Origin of the sequence: Chryseobacterium amylolyticum, from assembly GCF_051011775.1 — a bacterium.
Taxonomy (GTDB): Bacteria; Bacteroidota; Bacteroidia; order Flavobacteriales; family Weeksellaceae; genus Chryseobacterium.
Genome location: NZ_JBPCHX010000003.1, coordinates 75,210 through 90,760, shown reverse-complemented (window position 1 = coordinate 90,760; position 15,551 = coordinate 75,210). Strand labels below are relative to the sequence as shown.

The following is a 15,551-nucleotide window of genomic DNA, read 5'->3' as shown; positions in this document are numbered from 1 at the left end:
ATGAAAACAACAACATTATACAGACCGGTAGGAGAAAAAGAAATGATATTGATTATGGAAAGCGGATTTAAAAAATTTCCTCCAAGACTGGAATGGCAGCCTGTTTTTTATCCTGTTCTTAATGAAGAGTATGCTTCTGAGATTGCTGAAAAATGGAATACCAGAGACGAAACCGGAAACTATCTCGGTTTTGTAACCAGGTTTGAGGTGTTGGAAGAAGTCGCGGATCATTATCCTGCACAGAATGTTGGAGCCAGGAACCATAATGAATTATGGGTCCCTTCTGAAGAGCTGAAAAGCTTTAATGAGGCGATTGTAGGAGATATCAAGGTAACCAAAGTATTTATAGGAGATGATTTTAAGAAAGCCGGAAATACTGGACTGGAAGAGCTGATGTTAAACATAAAAAAACTAACTATGACCAATAAAGGAATGGCAAAAGATACCTTAGATATCCTTGCCAGAAAATATTATATCAACGAACATAACGAGAAAATAAATATAGAAAACGAACTGGAAATCAGTAAAAAAGAAACGGTTCTTTTCACTCCGGAACAGCTTTCAGAAATGGCAGAATCCTCAATGCCGGAAAATACTTTCGAAACACAGTTTGAAACAAGAAACTGCAGTTCTTTAAAAGCAATTTTAGAATTGGCTGAAGAAGAAAACCAGGAAAAACTCATGTGTCTGAACTTTGCTTCGGCAAAAAATCCTGGAGGTGGATTTATCAACGGAGCGGAAGCTCAGGAAGAAAGCCTGGCAAGAACTTCCGGACTATATGAAAGTCTCCTTCAGGCATGGGACTATTACACGATTCACCGGGCAATGGAATCCTGTTTTTATACGGATACAATGATTTACAGTCCTAAAGTTCCGGTGTTCCGAAAAGATAAGGGAGAATTACTGGATAAGCCCGTTCTGTGCAATTTTATTACTTCTCCGGCTGTTAATACAGGCGTGGTAAAGCGCCAGGAACCGGAAAAGGCTCATGAAATACTTGATGTAATGAATCTCCGGATGGATAAAATGCTTTCCCTTGCCTTGCACGAAGGAAATGAGGTATTAATTTTAGGAGCCTGGGGCTGTGGCGTATTTAAAAACGATCCAAAAGAAATTGCAGGATTGTTTAAAAAGCATCTTCAGGGGAAATATAAAAATAAATTTAAAAGAGTGGTTTTTGCAGTGCTTACCAGGAAAGAAGAAATGCTGAAACCGTTTGAAGAAATCCAATGAAAATTAAACTAAAAAAATATAAAGAACAGCTTCTGGAATGGCCTCAACAAGGGTATCATATCATGGCTCAATATGATGATGAAAAAATTGTAGTATATCAATCCTATAGAAACGAGATAGGAGAATTTGCCGTTAAAAACCAATTTTTTGGTGGAGGTTTCAGTTTTGAAAGAATGACCTGGATAAAACCTAATTTTCTTTGGATGATGTATCGCAATGGCTGGGGAAGAAAAGAAGATCAGGAGTGTGTTCTTGCAATTCATTTGAAAAAAGATGCATTCAGAAAATATCTGGAAAATGCAGTATATTCTTCTTACAATAAAAAACTTGGAATCTCAAGAGAAGAATGGCAGGATCAGGTGAAAGAATCCTCAGTAAGGCTCCAGTGGGATCCGGATCATGACCCATTTGGAAATAAACTTGAACGAAGAGCAATCCAAATAGGTTTACGAAATGAATTTACCCGATCTTTTGCCAAAGACGATATTATTTTAATTGAAAATATTTCAGATTTTGTGAAAGAACAATACCAGTTCGTTTTAAATGATGATTTGGATAATCTGATTGTTCCTGAAGAAAAACCATTATTATTTGATGAAGTTTTAAATAAAAAACTCAATTTAAGATAAAAGAATTTTAAAGTGAAAAAATATAATTTCAGATTTGTAGATCAACCTGAAGACCCTAACATAGGACTGACCAATGAAGAAATTGCTTTTCTTCAGAAAGAATTAAATCTGCAGTTTCCTGAAAACTATATTTATTATCTTCAGAAAGCAGGGAAAAGATCAAATGTTTTTCCTGTGGAATATAATATTACAAAGCTGGAAAAATATCAGAAGCAACTGAAAAAGGCTTTAAAAGAAAGGAATCTGTTGAGTACTGAATGTCTTTTTTGTTTCCAGCATCATATTGAGTATGAACCTCTGGTTGGGCAGGATTTTGAAACCTTTTATTTTTTCGATTTATCCGATCCTAAATCTCCTGATTTGTATGTTTTTGGAGATTTTATCACAAATTTTGACTGGAGGGGATATGAAAAGGAGCTTATAAATAAAGAAAATTTTGTAGATTTTATCAACTACAAAACGAAAGAAAAATTTAGAATAAAAGAAAAAATAGGAATAAAGGATATTCTTGTATGGATAATATTAATTCCTGTTTTTATAATCATTTTGATCATTATTATTTTTCAGAATGTAAAAGAAAAAATTAAAAACCAATGAAAAAACTAACCATATTAAGCGGCGCCGGAATCAGTGCCGAAAGCGGAATAAAAACCTTCAGAGACGGAGACGGTCTCTGGGAAAATCATAATGTAACGGATGTGGCAAGTCCGGAAGGATGGAGAAAAGACAGAGCGCTGGTTCTGGAATTTTACAACCAGAGAAGACGCCAGCTGCATGAAGTACAGCCCAACGAGGCTCATCAATTACTGGCAGAACTGGAAAAATATTTTGAGGTTCAGATTATTACCCAGAATATTGATGATCTTCATGAAAGAGCAGGATCTACCAATATTCTTCATATCCATGGAGAACTGTTCAAATCATGCTCATGCAACAATAAAAACCTGGTTTATGAACAAAAAGATGATATTAAAATTGGGGATAAAGCCGAAGATGGGGCACAGTTAAGACCTTTCATCGTCTGGTTCGGAGAAGATGTTCCTTTGTATCAGACTGCACGGGAAATTGTTAAAGATTCGGATATTTTGCTCGTAATAGGAACTTCTCTGCAGGTATATCCGGCAGCCGGACTGATTCATGATATCAAGGATGACTGTCTTCTGATCGTGATCAATCCTAATGAAACAGGATTTGGCTACGGACAGAGAGCCGTAGTCATGAAAGAGCCGGCAACTAAAGGAATGAAATTGTTGTTTGATAAACTGGTCAACCTTGCCTGATGGAAAATAAAGTAAAAGCAGGAATTATGGGCGTGTGCATCGGTGATGCCCTTGGTGTTCCGGTGGAATTTAAAAGTAGAGAAGATTTAAAACGTTTTCCGGTAACAAAAATGCTGGAATATATGTCCTGGAATCAGCCCAAAGGAACCTGGAGTGATGACAGCTCTCTTACACTTTGCCTTGCTGATGAACTTTCCAAAGGATATGATCTGGAAAAAATAGGACAGAGCTTTGTGAAATGGAACAAATATGGGCACTGGACTGCTCATGGAAGGCTTTTTGACATTGGGGGAACAACAAGACATTCCCTGGCGAGATTAATTAAAGGTGAAAGTGCGAAGTTTTCAGGAAATATTTTTGAAGAAGACAACGGAAATGGCTCTTTGATGAGAATTCTTCCCCTTGCTTTTTATCTTGAAAAAGAAGATGATATTCAGAAGCTCTATCTGACGGTAAAAGAGGTTTCAGCAATTACTCACGGGCATTTCCGTTCTGTTTTTGCCTGTTTCATTTATGTCATTTTTGCCGTTCAGCTGCTGAAAGGGAAGAATAAAAGAGAAGCATATGAACAAACACAAAATATCACTCTGAAATACGCTGAAGAGCAAGGTTTTAACCCAAAAGAAATTGAACTTTTCAATAGGGTTTTAAAAAATGATATTTCCGGATATGCTGAAGATGAAATCAGGAGTGGCGGCTATGTCCTTCACACCCTGGAAGCTTCTCTATGGTGTTTTCTCAACTCAGAAAGCTATCCTGAAGCCGTTCTAAAAGCGGTTAATCTCGGAGAAGACACCGATACCACAGGAGCCATTACCGGAGGAATTGCCGGAATTTATTATGGATATGAAAATATTCCTGAAGAATGGATTGCTGAGCTGGTGAGAAAGGACGATATTGAGAAGCTGTGTGAGAAATTACACCAAAAGTTAATGAATTAAAATGCACAAACCATGAACGAAATAGAAAAGAAAAAAATAAGTAAATTTTTAAGCCTGATCCTACGGCATCAGCCAGAAAGTATAGGCCTTACACTGGATGAAAACGGTTGGGCAAACGTGGAAGAGCTGCGGGAAAAATCAGCAAAGAAGAGAATATATTTTACTCCCGAAGAATTGGATGAGGTGGTAGAAACCAATAATAAAAAGCGTTTTGCTTTTAACGAAGATAAAACCATGATCAGAGCCAGCCAGGGACATTCTGTTGATATAGACCTTGCGTTGGAAACAAAACAGCCTCCGGAATTTCTGTACCATGGAACAGCAGAAGCTAATATTGCTTCCATTTTAGAAAAAGGAATCGAAAAAAGGACCCGCCAGCATGTACACTTAAGTGCTGATAAAGAGACGGCTGTAAAGGTAGGGATGAGACATGGCAAACCCGTGATTCTTACGATCAGAACCGGAACAATGTATCAGGAAGGATTGTCTTTCTACCAGTCTGCAAATGGAGTATGGCTTACGGATTTTGTTGATGTAAAATACATTTCTAAGTAAAAATGAGCAGAACATTAGTAATAGGTGACATTCATGGGGGATTTAAAGCTTTACAGCAGGTTCTCGAAAGAGCAACAGTAACACCTGATGATCAACTGATCTTCCTCGGAGATTATGTAGACGGATGGAGCGAATCTTCCAAAATCATACAGTTTTTAATGGATCTCTCCAAAAAGCAGGAATGTATTTTCATCAAAGGAAACCATGATGCCTGGTGCGAAGATTGGCTGGCATCAGGCAAAAGTCCTGATGTATGGCTTTTCAACGGAGGAAAAAGTACCGTAGAAAGTTATAAAAACTATCTCCCGGAAGATCTTGATATTCATCTTGGGTTCTTTCAAAAAATGAAAAACTATTATATCGACGATCAGAACCGCCTGTTTATTCATGCGGGGTATGCTTCTATGCACGGTCCTGAGAGGGAAGTTTATTCCAGTAATTACCGCTGGGACAGAACCCTTTGGGAAACCGCTGTTGCAATGGATAAAAAGCTGCAGAGAAATTCAGCATTATATCCCAAAAGACTACTATTGTACAAAGAAATATTCATCGGACATACGCCCACTCTTGATATTGGAATTAGGGTTCCTGCCAATAAAGCCAATGTCTGGAATATGGATACCGGAGCAGCTTATACCGGAGCTTTATCCATCATGGATATTAATACCAAAGAATTCTGGCAAAGTGATCCGCTTCCCTCCTTATATCCTAAAGAAAAGGGCAGAAATTAATACTGTCGAGAATAAACCTAACAGGTTTTCAAAACCTGTTAGGTTTTTATTTTAAAAGTAATTTTGCATTTTCACTTTTTCGCAATTTTGCCTGCTAACACATTCCCATTTCTCACAAAAGATAACTACTTTTAAAGTCTGAAAATATGACTTCAATGAAACTGAAATACCTTTTATTCACCCTGAGTTCTACCTTATTTTTTGCACAGAAATCATTTCAGACTCCTTTTGAAAAAGGCAATGGTAATCAGACGGTTACCTATGATGAAATGAACAGCTACTATCAGGATCTGGCTAAGAACTTCAATACCATTCAATACCTTAAAAAAGGAGAAGATGACAATGGAAAACCGATATATGTCGTTATTTATAATCCTTTTCCTGAAAAAGACCTTGAAAGATTAAGAAAAGAAAAAGCAATTCTCTTTGTCAACAATGGCATTCACCCGGGAGAACCGGATGGAATAGATGCTACCATGATGCTGATGAGAGATCTTGCCACCCAAAAGATCAAAACCCCGCAGAACTTTATTATTGCTGCCATTTCTGCTTACAACGTCAGTGGAATGCTCAACAGAGGCTCCTATTCCAGAGCCAATCAGAATGGACCGGAACAATACGGTTTCAGAGGAAATGCAAGGAATTATGACCTGAACAGGGACTTCGTTAAGGCAGATTCCAAAAATGCCAGAAGCTTTCAGGAAATCTATCAATGGCTGAAACCGGATGTTTTTATTGATAATCATGTCAGCAACGGAGCGGATTATCAGTATACATTTACCTATATTTCCACTTTTAAAGAACGTCTGGGAACCACTCTCGGAAACTATTTCTACAATGAGTATCAGGCTAAAAATCTTGAAGACATGAAGAAACTGGGGTATGAAAGTACTCCTTATGTAAACATTCACGGAGATGTTCCGGAAGTTGGATTTGCCTCATTTGAAGACTCTCCCCGATATTCCACAGGATATACTTCCCTTTTCAATTCTTTAGGAACTGTTCCTGAAACCCATATGCTGAAGCCTTATGACAAAAGGGTTGATGCTACTTACAAATATATGCTGGTGAATCTGCAGAATTTAGATAAGGACTATCAAAAAATAAAAAAGCTTCGCATTGAAAACTTAAAACAGTATCAGGCTGGGAAACAATACGGAATCCGCTGGAAAATTGATTCTACGAAATTTTCTACGATGGATTTTAAAGGCTATGAAGGAAAATACAAGCCAAGTGAAATTTCAGGTAAGCCCAGACTGTATTATGACCGAAATAAACCTTTTACAAAAAATATAAAACTCTTTACTACTGCTGTCCCAACGGGATATATTACTATTCCTAAATATTATGTGATCCCTCAGTCACAGTACCGGGTTCTTGAAGAGTTCAAAAGAAATCATATTCAGATGAAGCCGATTCAGAAGGACAGTACTTTAGCGGTTCAATCTTATAAAATCAAAGATTTCAAAACCGTTAAAAATCCTTATGAAGGGCATTATCTGCATTTTGAAACGACTGTGGATGCTTCCACTAAAAACATAACATTTTCTGCAGGTGATTATCTGGTTCCTACCAGTCAGCCGGGCGTAAAATACATTATAGAAACGCTTGAGCCTGAGGCATTAGACTCTTTCTTTAACTGGAATTTCTTTGATGGAATATTGGCACAGAAAGAATATTATTCTGCCTATATCTTCGAAGATACAGCCGCTGACCTTCTGAAAAAAGATAAAAAACTGAAAGAGGCTTTCGAAACAGCCAGGGCATCAGATAAAAAATTGTCGGAGGACGGAACTGCACAGCTGGATTGGATTTACAGACACTCTCCTTATTTTGAAGAAAAAACATTCAGGCAATATCCTGTTTACAGAGTGTTGTAAATGTTTGTTAATTAATAAGTAAACTAAAAAAGACGTTTCCGGAGAAACGTCTTTTTTTATTATCTTGGTAAACCTCTTTTCAAGGCTAGCTCAGCTCTTTTAATGGCCATTTTCTCTTTCCAGTCCATGTATTTCTTTTTGAAATTGGACTTCATAATGTCGTCAAATTTACGCTGTACAGTAAGGTTCCACAGAGAGTGTGCTTTTACGGCCCATGATTTGTCCCATGCCCTTAAAGAAATAGAGAAACTTCCGTCCAGATATTTCATCCAGTGCCACCATCCTGTAGGCATAAATAAAGTATCACCATGCTCAAGATAGCACTCAATGCCTTCTACACCATCCAACGCCGGGAATTTGGTGAAATCCGGGTTTTCAATATCATAATCTTCCAGTGCATAGGTTGCATATGGAATCTGGTAAAGCCTTTCTTTCCACTTATAATCAAACAGAAGAATATGTTTTCTGCCGTTGAAGTGAGTATGGAAAATATGAGCCATATCAATATCAAAGTGAAGGAACGTCACTGATCCCTTACCGCCAAAGAACATATTGGGGTACTTATCCAGGAAACCTCCCATTAATTCTTTGGGAGAAATATAATCTTCCAGAAGTTTAGGGGCATATTTTATCGGGTCAAAAAGGAAGATTCTGAGATCAGTCGGCTCTCTTTGTATAAGATCAATATAATCTCCAAACTTCATTTTTGCTGCAGATGCATTGATGGGAGCAGAGGGATCTGCCTTTGAGCTGTCATATAGCGGGACCTCCACATCTCCTACAACCTCCTTCATGTATTCCATCGTCCATTTTTGATAAGCAGGCCATTTTTTTGCCATATTTTTGATGACAACGGGCCTTCTTGGCTTCAGATATTTTTCGTAGAAATCTTCTTTCGAAATATCATCTACAACATCTATAGGCTTTAAAATAATTCCCATTTTATAAATTTTATGTTACAAAATTATTAAATATATATTGATGTACCAGTTTTTAATTTTTTTTTAATCTATGATTCAAATCAGATTTTACTATTTGGAACAGATAAAAATATCAAAATTTCTATTATTGTTAAGAATGTTCCTTTATTGATTTAATAAGACAAAATACATAAAGATTTTGTTACAGGATTTAAAAAAATAATCAGGCTGCGTTTTTATAAAATTGATATGCCAAATATAGTTTTTAAGAAAAATAATCAGTAGTGTAAAGATCTATAAGTTATGATGAATTGATTTTTAAATGCATATTTTATTGAAAAAATCAAAACTTTAATAAATATCACTACATTTGTAGTGATAAATGATTTAACCTTTATCCATAAAATTCATCTTTATAAAAAGTGTAACAAAAACCAATAACCATTAACTAATTGAGCAAATAATAAGTATGAAAAAAAATATTTCCTTATTTCTGATGCTTTTCTTTACGGTGCTTACTTTCGCACAGAAAACGGTTTCAGGAAAGATCACTGATGATGACGGAGTGGCGATACCAAGTGCCAGTGTGACGATAGAAGAGCCTGGAAAAGATGCTATTCTGGCTTACGGAATTACGAATTCCAAGGGGGAATATAAAGTGACCTTTACTTCAGCAGAATCCAATGTGGATCTTAAAGTGAAGGCCTTTAACCAGAAACCCCTTACAAAACAGATCAGCAACAGCGACCAGACCCTGAATTTCAAAATGCAGTCTGAAGCAACAGAAATTAAAGAAGTACAGCTGAAAACGAAAATGATCACCGCAAGAGGAGACACGATCTCTTACGATCTTAAAGCGTTCAACAGCAAAAACGACAGAACCCTGGCAGATGTAATGAAAAAGATTCCGGGGATTGAAGTCAACAATGACGGAACAATCCTGTACCAGGGGAATGCCATCAATAAATTTTATGTCAACGGAAAAGACCTTATGGAAGGAGGTTATGGAACCATCAACAACTCTCTTCCAAAGGATGCGGTACAGAAAGTAGAAGTTCTCGAAAATCACCAGCCGGTAAAAATCCTGCAGGATAAAGTGCCTTCAGATCAGGCAGCCATCAATATCAAGCTGAAAAATTCTGTAACCATGACAGGTAGAGGAGAAGTGGGATCCGGTTTCGGAGATCCATGGCTTTGGAATGTAAAACTGACTCCCATGTTTTTCGGGCAGAAAAGCCAGTGGGTGGTCAATTATAAAACCAATAATATGGGTGAGCAGGTGGAAAATGAAGGAAATATTCTGGCATTCGGAAGCTCATGGGAAGGAAGAAGAAGTAATATTTCTCAGAATAACTGGTTGAGTGTAGAGAATGCAGAGACTCCTAACCTTCCGGTAAAAAGATATTTAATGAACAGTGTTCATTACCTTTCTGCAAATTACCTTACCAATATTGATAAAAAGAAAGAATGGGAGCTTAAGGCCAATGCAAACTATACTAATAACGCAGTAGAAAGAGAATCAAATAGTGTTACCAGAGATATCCAGCAGGGAACACAATACACAACAAGGTTCCTGAATAATTTCTATACGGATAAACTAAAAGGAGAATTGATCTTTACAAAAAATGCTAAAAAAGGTTTTTTTAAAAATACAACTACATTTTCACAGTTTTGGAACGGGGATAGGGCTTTTGCAGAAAGAAATGATAAAAATGGTTACAGGATAGGAAATGAAGCTTTGGAATCACCCACAACATCTTTCCAGAACTCTCTGAGTACCATTATTCCATGGAAGGAAAAAATGGTAAACTTTAAATCTTATATTAATTATCAGAATGACAGGCAGACCTTAGAAATTTCTCCAGCCGATTATTTGCAGTTTCCTTACAAAGAATCAAATAGTACAGACTTAACTACTATTAAATTCACGCCAGGAAGTACTGTTTTGCAATATTTCAGAATTAAATCTTTAGATACTTCGCATTCTGCAAATATCAGTTTTTCTTCTAAGGGTTGGACTTTTACACCGCAAGTAGGACTCGACTTTTCAACAGATAAACTGATAACAAATTTCGATGGAAGTACAGTTAATGATAAACCAGACTTTGCGACATTAAACTACGAAAATGACTTAAAGTTTACGAGAATTAATCCATCTGCTTCAGTGGGAATTAATTATAAATCTGAATCATGGAGCTTATTTTCAAGTTTTCCTGTTAATTTTAATAATATCAAAGCTGAAGATGCTTTCAGAAATGTTTCGAAATCTCTTAGCAAAGTAACATTTACTCCTAATATTTTTGCACAATATTCATTTGCTTCATTCTTCAAAGCCAGTGTGAATGGAGGAATCAGTAACAATTTTGGAGATATTCAGACTGCTTATGCCGGCTATATTTTAATAAGTCCAGGTGGATTTAATAAAATGAATCCTAAAAATCCAATACCTGAAACCAATACAAAAAATGGAGGATTGCGATTGGAGTACAGAAATCCGCTGAATAATCTATTTTTTAATGTAGGCTATAGGCTAAGTGATACAAAAAATAACCTTTTGGCTTCAAGCATAGTTAACGAATCAGGATTTAGTGAAATTGAGTATATAGAAAAAGAAAACAAAAGAACAAACAACAGTTTATATGCAGAAATTGGAAAATATTTTCCGAAGTTTAAAACCAATGCATCATTCAGCTATAATAATAGCATCTCAAAATCTCAATCTATAAGAAACACAGATCTTATTGATACTAAAACTAATGGTAATACATTAGGATTTAAATTCAATAATACCTATTTCTCGTGGATGAGTGTTGATTTCAATATGACCAAATCATGGAATAAGCAAAGTAATGGAATCATTCAGAATGATCTTGGTAAAACGGAGGGATATACTCATAATTTAAATGTATTTTTCTATCCTTTGGAAAATCATACTATTGGTTTTTACTGGGATCAGATCAATTCAAAATTAGGGCAAACAAAATTAAACAATGGGTTTTTTGATGTTTCATACCAATTCAGCTGGTCTAAGAAAAAAGTTGATTTTGAATTAAAATGGATGAATATTGCAGATAGAAAAGTATTTGAAAAAATAAATGTTGGGGATGCAACTATTACCCAGACAACTATGCAACTCCGCCCAAGCCAGGTTATGCTAACCGTAAAATTCAACTTTAAATAAAATAAAAACCAATCCATGCGGATTGGTTTTTTGTTGAGATATACTTAGATAGTAATTAAAAACTTTGCTGGTCTGCTGAAGGCCCATAGCTTCCTGGCAAAGGAATATTATTCAGTCTGTAATATACGCCCAGCTGGGCCCTGTGATGGGTAATCTGGTTTAAAGCGTGGCGTATGGCCCCGTATTTACTCCAGCTTGCCAGCTCATGGCCGTCATTTTTAATGGTCCAGCTTGGTTTCAGATCCTCTTCAGTACTGTTTTCCAATGCTGTCTTTGCTGACTGATAGTCTTCTTCCAGCTTTTTCATAAGATCATCTTTGGTGGAAAGAACTGTTGGTTTGTAGTCTCCTTTGGCAAAATCAAGTTCGGAAGTCTTCAAAATAGTATTCGGCCATTCAAAAACTTCTACAAGGTGTGTGGCAAGAGGCATCATTTTCATGCTTTTTTCATGGGGAGCATAATCATTTTTTCCCTCAGGGAATCGTTCAATAAATTTTTTTGTGGTTTGGAATTCTCCCTCCAGTTCGGATTTTAATTGAGATAAAGTATCCATAATATTTTGTTTTTTAGAAACTTAAAGGTAAGCGTTTTAAAAATGAAAATGTTTTAAGAGAATCATAATTTTTTAAGTTGTAAAGATTGAAACGGAAGAATATTTTTTACTGGAAAATAAAATTTGAAAAAAATTGTAACAAAATAAAACATGCGGTTACTAATTATATAAACTTGCTACAATGAAAAAGTTATTCTCCATATTTCTTATTGCACTTTTTGCTTTTGCAGGAGCTCAGGAATCTAAAGAGACAGCCAACCGTTTCTTTTATGAACTGACTTTTAAGCCTAAGAAAGATTCAGCGAAACTGGATAAGATTATTACCATTCTTGATATTACACCCAAAAAATCAATTTATCAGGATTATACTATGCCGGCTCAGGATTCTATCATTAAAGTACAGATAGAAGAAATGGAGAAGACCAAGTCTTTTAAAGATATGACTAAGCTGATAAAATGGCCGAAATTCTCTTATAAGATTATTAAAAGTTATCCGGACATGAAGGTTCAGTATGTAGACAGAATCAGCAGAAACCTGTTCTCATATGAGGATGATCCGAAATTACAATGGAGCATTTTGCCAGATAAACAAAAAGTAGGAGAATATAATGCTCAGAAAGCAACTACTGAATTTGGTGGCAGAAAATGGACAGCATGGTTCAGCTCAGATATTCCTTTTCAGGATGGACCGTATAAATTTAAAGGTCTTCCAGGTCTGATTGTAAAAATTGAAGATGCTGATAAAAACTATTCTTGGCAACTGAGCGGAAATAAGAAGATCGAAAACTATGATGAATTGTCATATGCAGATAAGATCAATGCTAAAATGGGAATGATGAGCAATACAATAACTCCTACATCTAAAGAAAAGTTCTTGAAATCTTATGAAGGATACAAAGCAGATCCTTTCGCTGAATCTCGTCCATATATGACAGCAGAAAATATGAGCAGGCCAATGCCTGGAACAGATGGAACAGTAGGAGACTTTATGAAAAGACTTGAAAAACAGGTGAAAGATTTCTTCGGATCCAATGACAATCCAATAGAAAAAGAACAACCTTCTGACAAGAAGAAGAAATAGACTTCATATCAACTAAATTATATTTTGAATCACCCCAGATACAGCAATGTGTTTGGGGTGATTTCTTTTATGATAAAACGTTATTTAGATTAAATTTAAATAGCGTATATTTGCAGGACTAAAAATTAGGCTTTGAAAGAGAACGGATTACATAAATTAAGTGGATTCCCTAAAAATAAAATGGGGAAGATATTGGGATATGATAACGACCATCTTAAAATGCCCAATAAAATTATTGAAATGGGACTTCTTCCGGAAACCACTTTCAGGATTTTGTATCAGGCTCCGTTCAGCGGCCCCATGTATGTAGAGTTTGGAGCTGAAAAAAGCCGGATTGCTCTTCGTGAGGAAGAAGGAGATTACATCATTGTTGAAGAATTGAATTAATGCAGGAAAACAAGAAAAAACAGATACTTTTAGTCGGGAATCCTAATGTAGGGAAGTCAACGGTTTTCAATACACTTTGCAACAAAAAGCAGAAAACCGGAAACTACGCCGGCGTTACCGTTGCCAGTCATTCGGGGAACTATGTTTATAAAAACGAAGAAGTGGAGGTGATAGACCTTCCGGGTTCGTACAGCGTATACCCGAGTTCAGAAGATGAAGCTATTTTTTCCAAATACCTGATTGACGAGCAGGAAAACTATGCGGGGGTTGTTTATATTCTTGAAGCATTAAGTTTAAAAAGGGGCCTGCTTCTGTTTCAGCAGATCCAGGACCTCGGAATTCCGATGATTCTGATTGTTAATCAGATTGATCAGGCAGAAAGAAGAGGTATTACTATAGATATTCAAAAGTTTTCAGAAGCACTGGGCATTAAAATTATTCAGACCAATGCCAAAGAGCAAATAGGAATTGATGCAGTAAGGGAAGCCGTTTACAGCAATGAATTTGTAAAAACAGATAAAGTTTCTTTTGAAACACCAAACGAACATAGGGATTTTATTCAGAAGCTGGCAGCCCATAAAGGTTTTGACAATGAATATAAAGCCTGGATGAGCCTCTCATTGGGGACAGATCTCGGAAGAATAGGCTCGGTAATGGAACTGCTCAATGAGCCTGATTCCAAAAGCCTGGTTCCTAAAAGATTACAGGTTCAGGAAACTGTCAGAAGATATCAGAATGTAGACAAAATCCTGGCTGATATTATTTCTAAAAAAGCTCAGTTCAAAGAATTAGTTACTGAAAAGCTGGACAAAGTTTTAGTTCATAAATTCTGGGGATACGTAGTCTTTTTAGCGATTCTCCTGATTATTTTCCAAAGCGTTTTCTTCCTCGCAGAATATCCGATGAGCTGGATTGAAGATACTTTCTCCTGGCTGGCCGCATTTACAAGTGAGCATCTTCCCGAAGGACCAATTAATTCATTGATTTCAAATGGAATCGTTCCCGGAATAGGAGGAATCGTAGTTTTTGCACCACAGATCGGAATCCTGCTGTACTTCCTTTACCTGCTGGAAGATTCCGGATATATGGCAAGGGTTGTATTTCTGATGGACAGACTGCTGCGTCCTTTCGGGCTAAACGGTAAAAGTATCGTTCCGCTTGTATCAGGTACTGCCTGTGCTATCCCGGCAGTGATTTCTACCAGAAACATTGAGAATGTGAAAGAAAGGCTGCTGACGATATTGGTAACACCCTTTATGACATGCTCGGCAAGACTTCCTGTATACAGTATCATCATCGGACTGATTATTTCAGAAGGAACATTTTTAGGAATAAAATATAAAGCACTGGTCTTAATGGGAATGTACCTTCTGGGCTTCCTGGTCGCTTTATTCTCAGCATCAATTCTTAAAAGATTTATTAAAAGTAAAGGAAAAACGTACCTGGTAATGGACCTTCCGGCCTATAAAAAACCACTTTTCGGATATGACTTTAAAATGGTTTTAGGAAAAGTATGGGATTTCATTACCGGAGCCGGAAAAATAATCTTTATTGTCAGTATCATTATCTGGTTCCTGAGTTACTTCGGGCCAAGCCAGAAAGCAGATCAGTTCGTCGCTACCGATGTTCACCTTGATCATTCTTACCTTGCGAAAATGGGTAAAGGAATAGAACCTGTTATTGCTCCGCTCGGCTACGACTGGAAAATGGGGGTAGGAATCCTTACCAGCTTTGTGGCAAGAGAAGTTTTCGTAGGCACAATGTCTACACTTTACAGTCTTGAAGATGATGCCCCGGAAGTAAAAGTAATTGATAAAATGAGAAGAGATGTAAAGCCCAACGGAGAAAAAGTTTTCAGCTTTGCAACCGGAATTTCGGTTCTTCTTTTCTACGCATTTGCAATGCAGTGTGTTTCTACACTGGCAGTAGTCTACAGAGAAACCAAAAGCTGGAAATGGACCGGCTTTCAGGTGGTCATGATGACAGGTTTGGCATATTTTGTGTCGATGATAGTATATCAGATTTTAAAGTAATGGACTCATCATTAATCATTCAGTATGTACTTGTTATACTCATTGTAGCATTCGCCTGCTACTCTCTGTTTAAAGTACTAAAAAAGAACTTTGCTCCTAAGAAATTCAGTTCCAAAAGAACCCACTGCGATAAAGATTGCGGCTGTT

14 protein-coding genes are annotated in these 15,551 nt (G+C 36.6%); 12 read left to right on the top strand and 2 right to left on the bottom strand.

Going from position 1 to position 15,551, the window contains the following annotated elements; all coding sequences use genetic code 11:
* The 8 genes from ACR1PO_RS09100 to ACR1PO_RS09065 all read left to right on the top strand — a co-directional run bounded on the left by ACR1PO_RS09100 (position 1) and on the right by ACR1PO_RS09065 (position 7,249).
* Entirely contained in the window at positions 1-1,233 is a 1,233-nt protein-coding gene (locus tag ACR1PO_RS09100; RefSeq protein WP_433986560.1) for a TIGR02452 family protein, read from the top strand.
* A complete protein-coding gene (locus ACR1PO_RS09095) occupies positions 1,230-1,862 on the top strand; it encodes a DUF4291 domain-containing protein (protein WP_433986559.1) in 633 nt (210 codons plus the stop codon). Before ACR1PO_RS09100 ends, ACR1PO_RS09095 begins: the two co-directional genes overlap by 4 nt.
* A gap of 12 nt (positions 1,863-1,874) precedes the next feature.
* Positions 1,875-2,459, top strand: coding sequence for an SMI1/KNR4 family protein (locus ACR1PO_RS09090; protein WP_433986558.1), 585 nt, complete (start codon positions 1,875-1,877; stop codon positions 2,457-2,459).
* Positions 2,456-3,142 carry an SIR2 family NAD-dependent protein deacylase gene (locus ACR1PO_RS09085; RefSeq protein WP_332389000.1) on the top strand — a complete coding sequence of 229 codons (687 nt, stop codon included), beginning with the start codon at positions 2,456-2,458 and terminating at the stop codon, positions 3,140-3,142. The genes ACR1PO_RS09090 and ACR1PO_RS09085 overlap by 4 nt, the downstream gene beginning before the upstream one ends.
* The gene (locus tag ACR1PO_RS09080; RefSeq protein ID WP_433986557.1) at positions 3,142-4,083 is read left to right on the top strand and encodes an ADP-ribosylglycohydrolase family protein; all 942 of its coding nucleotides are present in this window, start codon (positions 3,142-3,144) and stop codon (positions 4,081-4,083) included. Before ACR1PO_RS09085 ends, ACR1PO_RS09080 begins: the two co-directional genes overlap by 1 nt.
* Positions 4,084-4,095: 12 nt before the next feature.
* The gene (locus ACR1PO_RS09075) at positions 4,096-4,638 is read left to right on the top strand and encodes an RNA 2'-phosphotransferase (RefSeq protein WP_291900570.1); all 543 of its coding nucleotides are present in this window, start codon (positions 4,096-4,098) and stop codon (positions 4,636-4,638) included.
* 2 nt (positions 4,639-4,640) lie between these two features.
* Complete coding sequence (locus tag ACR1PO_RS09070) at positions 4,641-5,369, top strand: metallophosphoesterase family protein (protein ID WP_433986556.1); 729 nt, start codon at positions 4,641-4,643, stop codon at positions 5,367-5,369.
* 155 nt (positions 5,370-5,524) lie between these two features.
* Positions 5,525-7,249 (top strand): M14 family metallopeptidase, encoded by a 1,725-nt coding sequence (locus ACR1PO_RS09065; RefSeq protein WP_433986555.1) that lies wholly within the window; start codon positions 5,525-5,527, stop codon positions 7,247-7,249.
* A 59-nt stretch (positions 7,250-7,308) separates the two neighbouring features.
* Here ACR1PO_RS09065 and ACR1PO_RS09060 read toward each other — a convergent pair whose 3' ends face one another.
* Positions 7,309-8,190, bottom strand: coding sequence for a cupin-like domain-containing protein (locus ACR1PO_RS09060; protein WP_232722697.1), 882 nt, complete (start codon positions 8,188-8,190; stop codon positions 7,309-7,311).
* A gap of 448 nt (positions 8,191-8,638) precedes the next feature.
* Here ACR1PO_RS09060 and ACR1PO_RS09055 point away from each other — a divergent pair, with 448 nt between their 5' ends.
* The gene (locus ACR1PO_RS09055) at positions 8,639-11,350 is read left to right on the top strand and encodes a hypothetical protein (RefSeq protein WP_433986554.1); all 2,712 of its coding nucleotides are present in this window, start codon (positions 8,639-8,641) and stop codon (positions 11,348-11,350) included.
* 55 nt (positions 11,351-11,405) lie between these two features.
* Here ACR1PO_RS09055 and ACR1PO_RS09050 read toward each other — a convergent pair whose 3' ends face one another.
* Positions 11,406-11,903, bottom strand: a complete 498-nt coding sequence (locus ACR1PO_RS09050) for a DinB family protein (RefSeq protein WP_374463554.1) — start codon at positions 11,901-11,903, stop codon at positions 11,406-11,408.
* A gap of 181 nt (positions 11,904-12,084) precedes the next feature.
* Here ACR1PO_RS09050 and ACR1PO_RS09045 point away from each other — a divergent pair, with 181 nt between their 5' ends.
* From ACR1PO_RS09045 to feoB, 3 genes are all read left to right on the top strand, one after another.
* Positions 12,085-12,984: a GLPGLI family protein gene (locus tag ACR1PO_RS09045; protein WP_332388797.1), complete on the top strand. Its 900-nt coding sequence runs from the start codon at positions 12,085-12,087 to the stop codon at positions 12,982-12,984.
* Between the two features lie 132 nt (positions 12,985-13,116).
* Positions 13,117-13,371: a FeoA family protein gene (locus tag ACR1PO_RS09040; RefSeq protein WP_332388798.1), complete on the top strand. Its 255-nt coding sequence runs from the start codon at positions 13,117-13,119 to the stop codon at positions 13,369-13,371.
* Positions 13,371-15,404, top strand: a complete 2,034-nt coding sequence (gene feoB / locus ACR1PO_RS09035) for a ferrous iron transport protein B (RefSeq protein ID WP_433986553.1) — start codon at positions 13,371-13,373, stop codon at positions 15,402-15,404. Before ACR1PO_RS09040 ends, feoB begins: the two co-directional genes overlap by 1 nt.
* Positions 15,405-15,551: the final 147 nt, after the last annotated feature.

What these genes read in the sequence shown, in the direction of transcription:
- feoB (WP_433986553.1), top strand. Translation starts at nt 13,371, where the DNA reads ATGCAGGAAAACAAGAAAAAACAGATACTTTTAGTCGGGAATCCTAAT.
- ACR1PO_RS09050 (WP_374463554.1), bottom strand. Translation starts at nt 11,903, where the DNA reads ATGGATACTTTATCTCAATTAAAATCCGAACTGGAGGGAGAATTCCAA.
- ACR1PO_RS09095 (WP_433986559.1), top strand. Translation starts at nt 1,230, where the DNA reads ATGAAAATTAAACTAAAAAAATATAAAGAACAGCTTCTGGAATGGCCT.
- ACR1PO_RS09045 (WP_332388797.1), top strand. Translation starts at nt 12,085, where the DNA reads ATGAAAAAGTTATTCTCCATATTTCTTATTGCACTTTTTGCTTTTGCA.
- ACR1PO_RS09075 (WP_291900570.1), top strand. Translation starts at nt 4,096, where the DNA reads ATGAACGAAATAGAAAAGAAAAAAATAAGTAAATTTTTAAGCCTGATC.
- ACR1PO_RS09080 (WP_433986557.1), top strand. Translation starts at nt 3,142, where the DNA reads ATGGAAAATAAAGTAAAAGCAGGAATTATGGGCGTGTGCATCGGTGAT.
- ACR1PO_RS09100 (WP_433986560.1), top strand. Translation starts at nt 1, where the DNA reads ATGAAAACAACAACATTATACAGACCGGTAGGAGAAAAAGAAATGATA.
- ACR1PO_RS09065 (WP_433986555.1), top strand. Translation starts at nt 5,525, where the DNA reads ATGAAACTGAAATACCTTTTATTCACCCTGAGTTCTACCTTATTTTTT.
- ACR1PO_RS09070 (WP_433986556.1), top strand. Translation starts at nt 4,641, where the DNA reads ATGAGCAGAACATTAGTAATAGGTGACATTCATGGGGGATTTAAAGCT.
- ACR1PO_RS09055 (WP_433986554.1), top strand. Translation starts at nt 8,639, where the DNA reads ATGAAAAAAAATATTTCCTTATTTCTGATGCTTTTCTTTACGGTGCTT.
- ACR1PO_RS09085 (WP_332389000.1), top strand. Translation starts at nt 2,456, where the DNA reads ATGAAAAAACTAACCATATTAAGCGGCGCCGGAATCAGTGCCGAAAGC.
- ACR1PO_RS09060 (WP_232722697.1), bottom strand. Translation starts at nt 8,190, where the DNA reads ATGGGAATTATTTTAAAGCCTATAGATGTTGTAGATGATATTTCGAAA.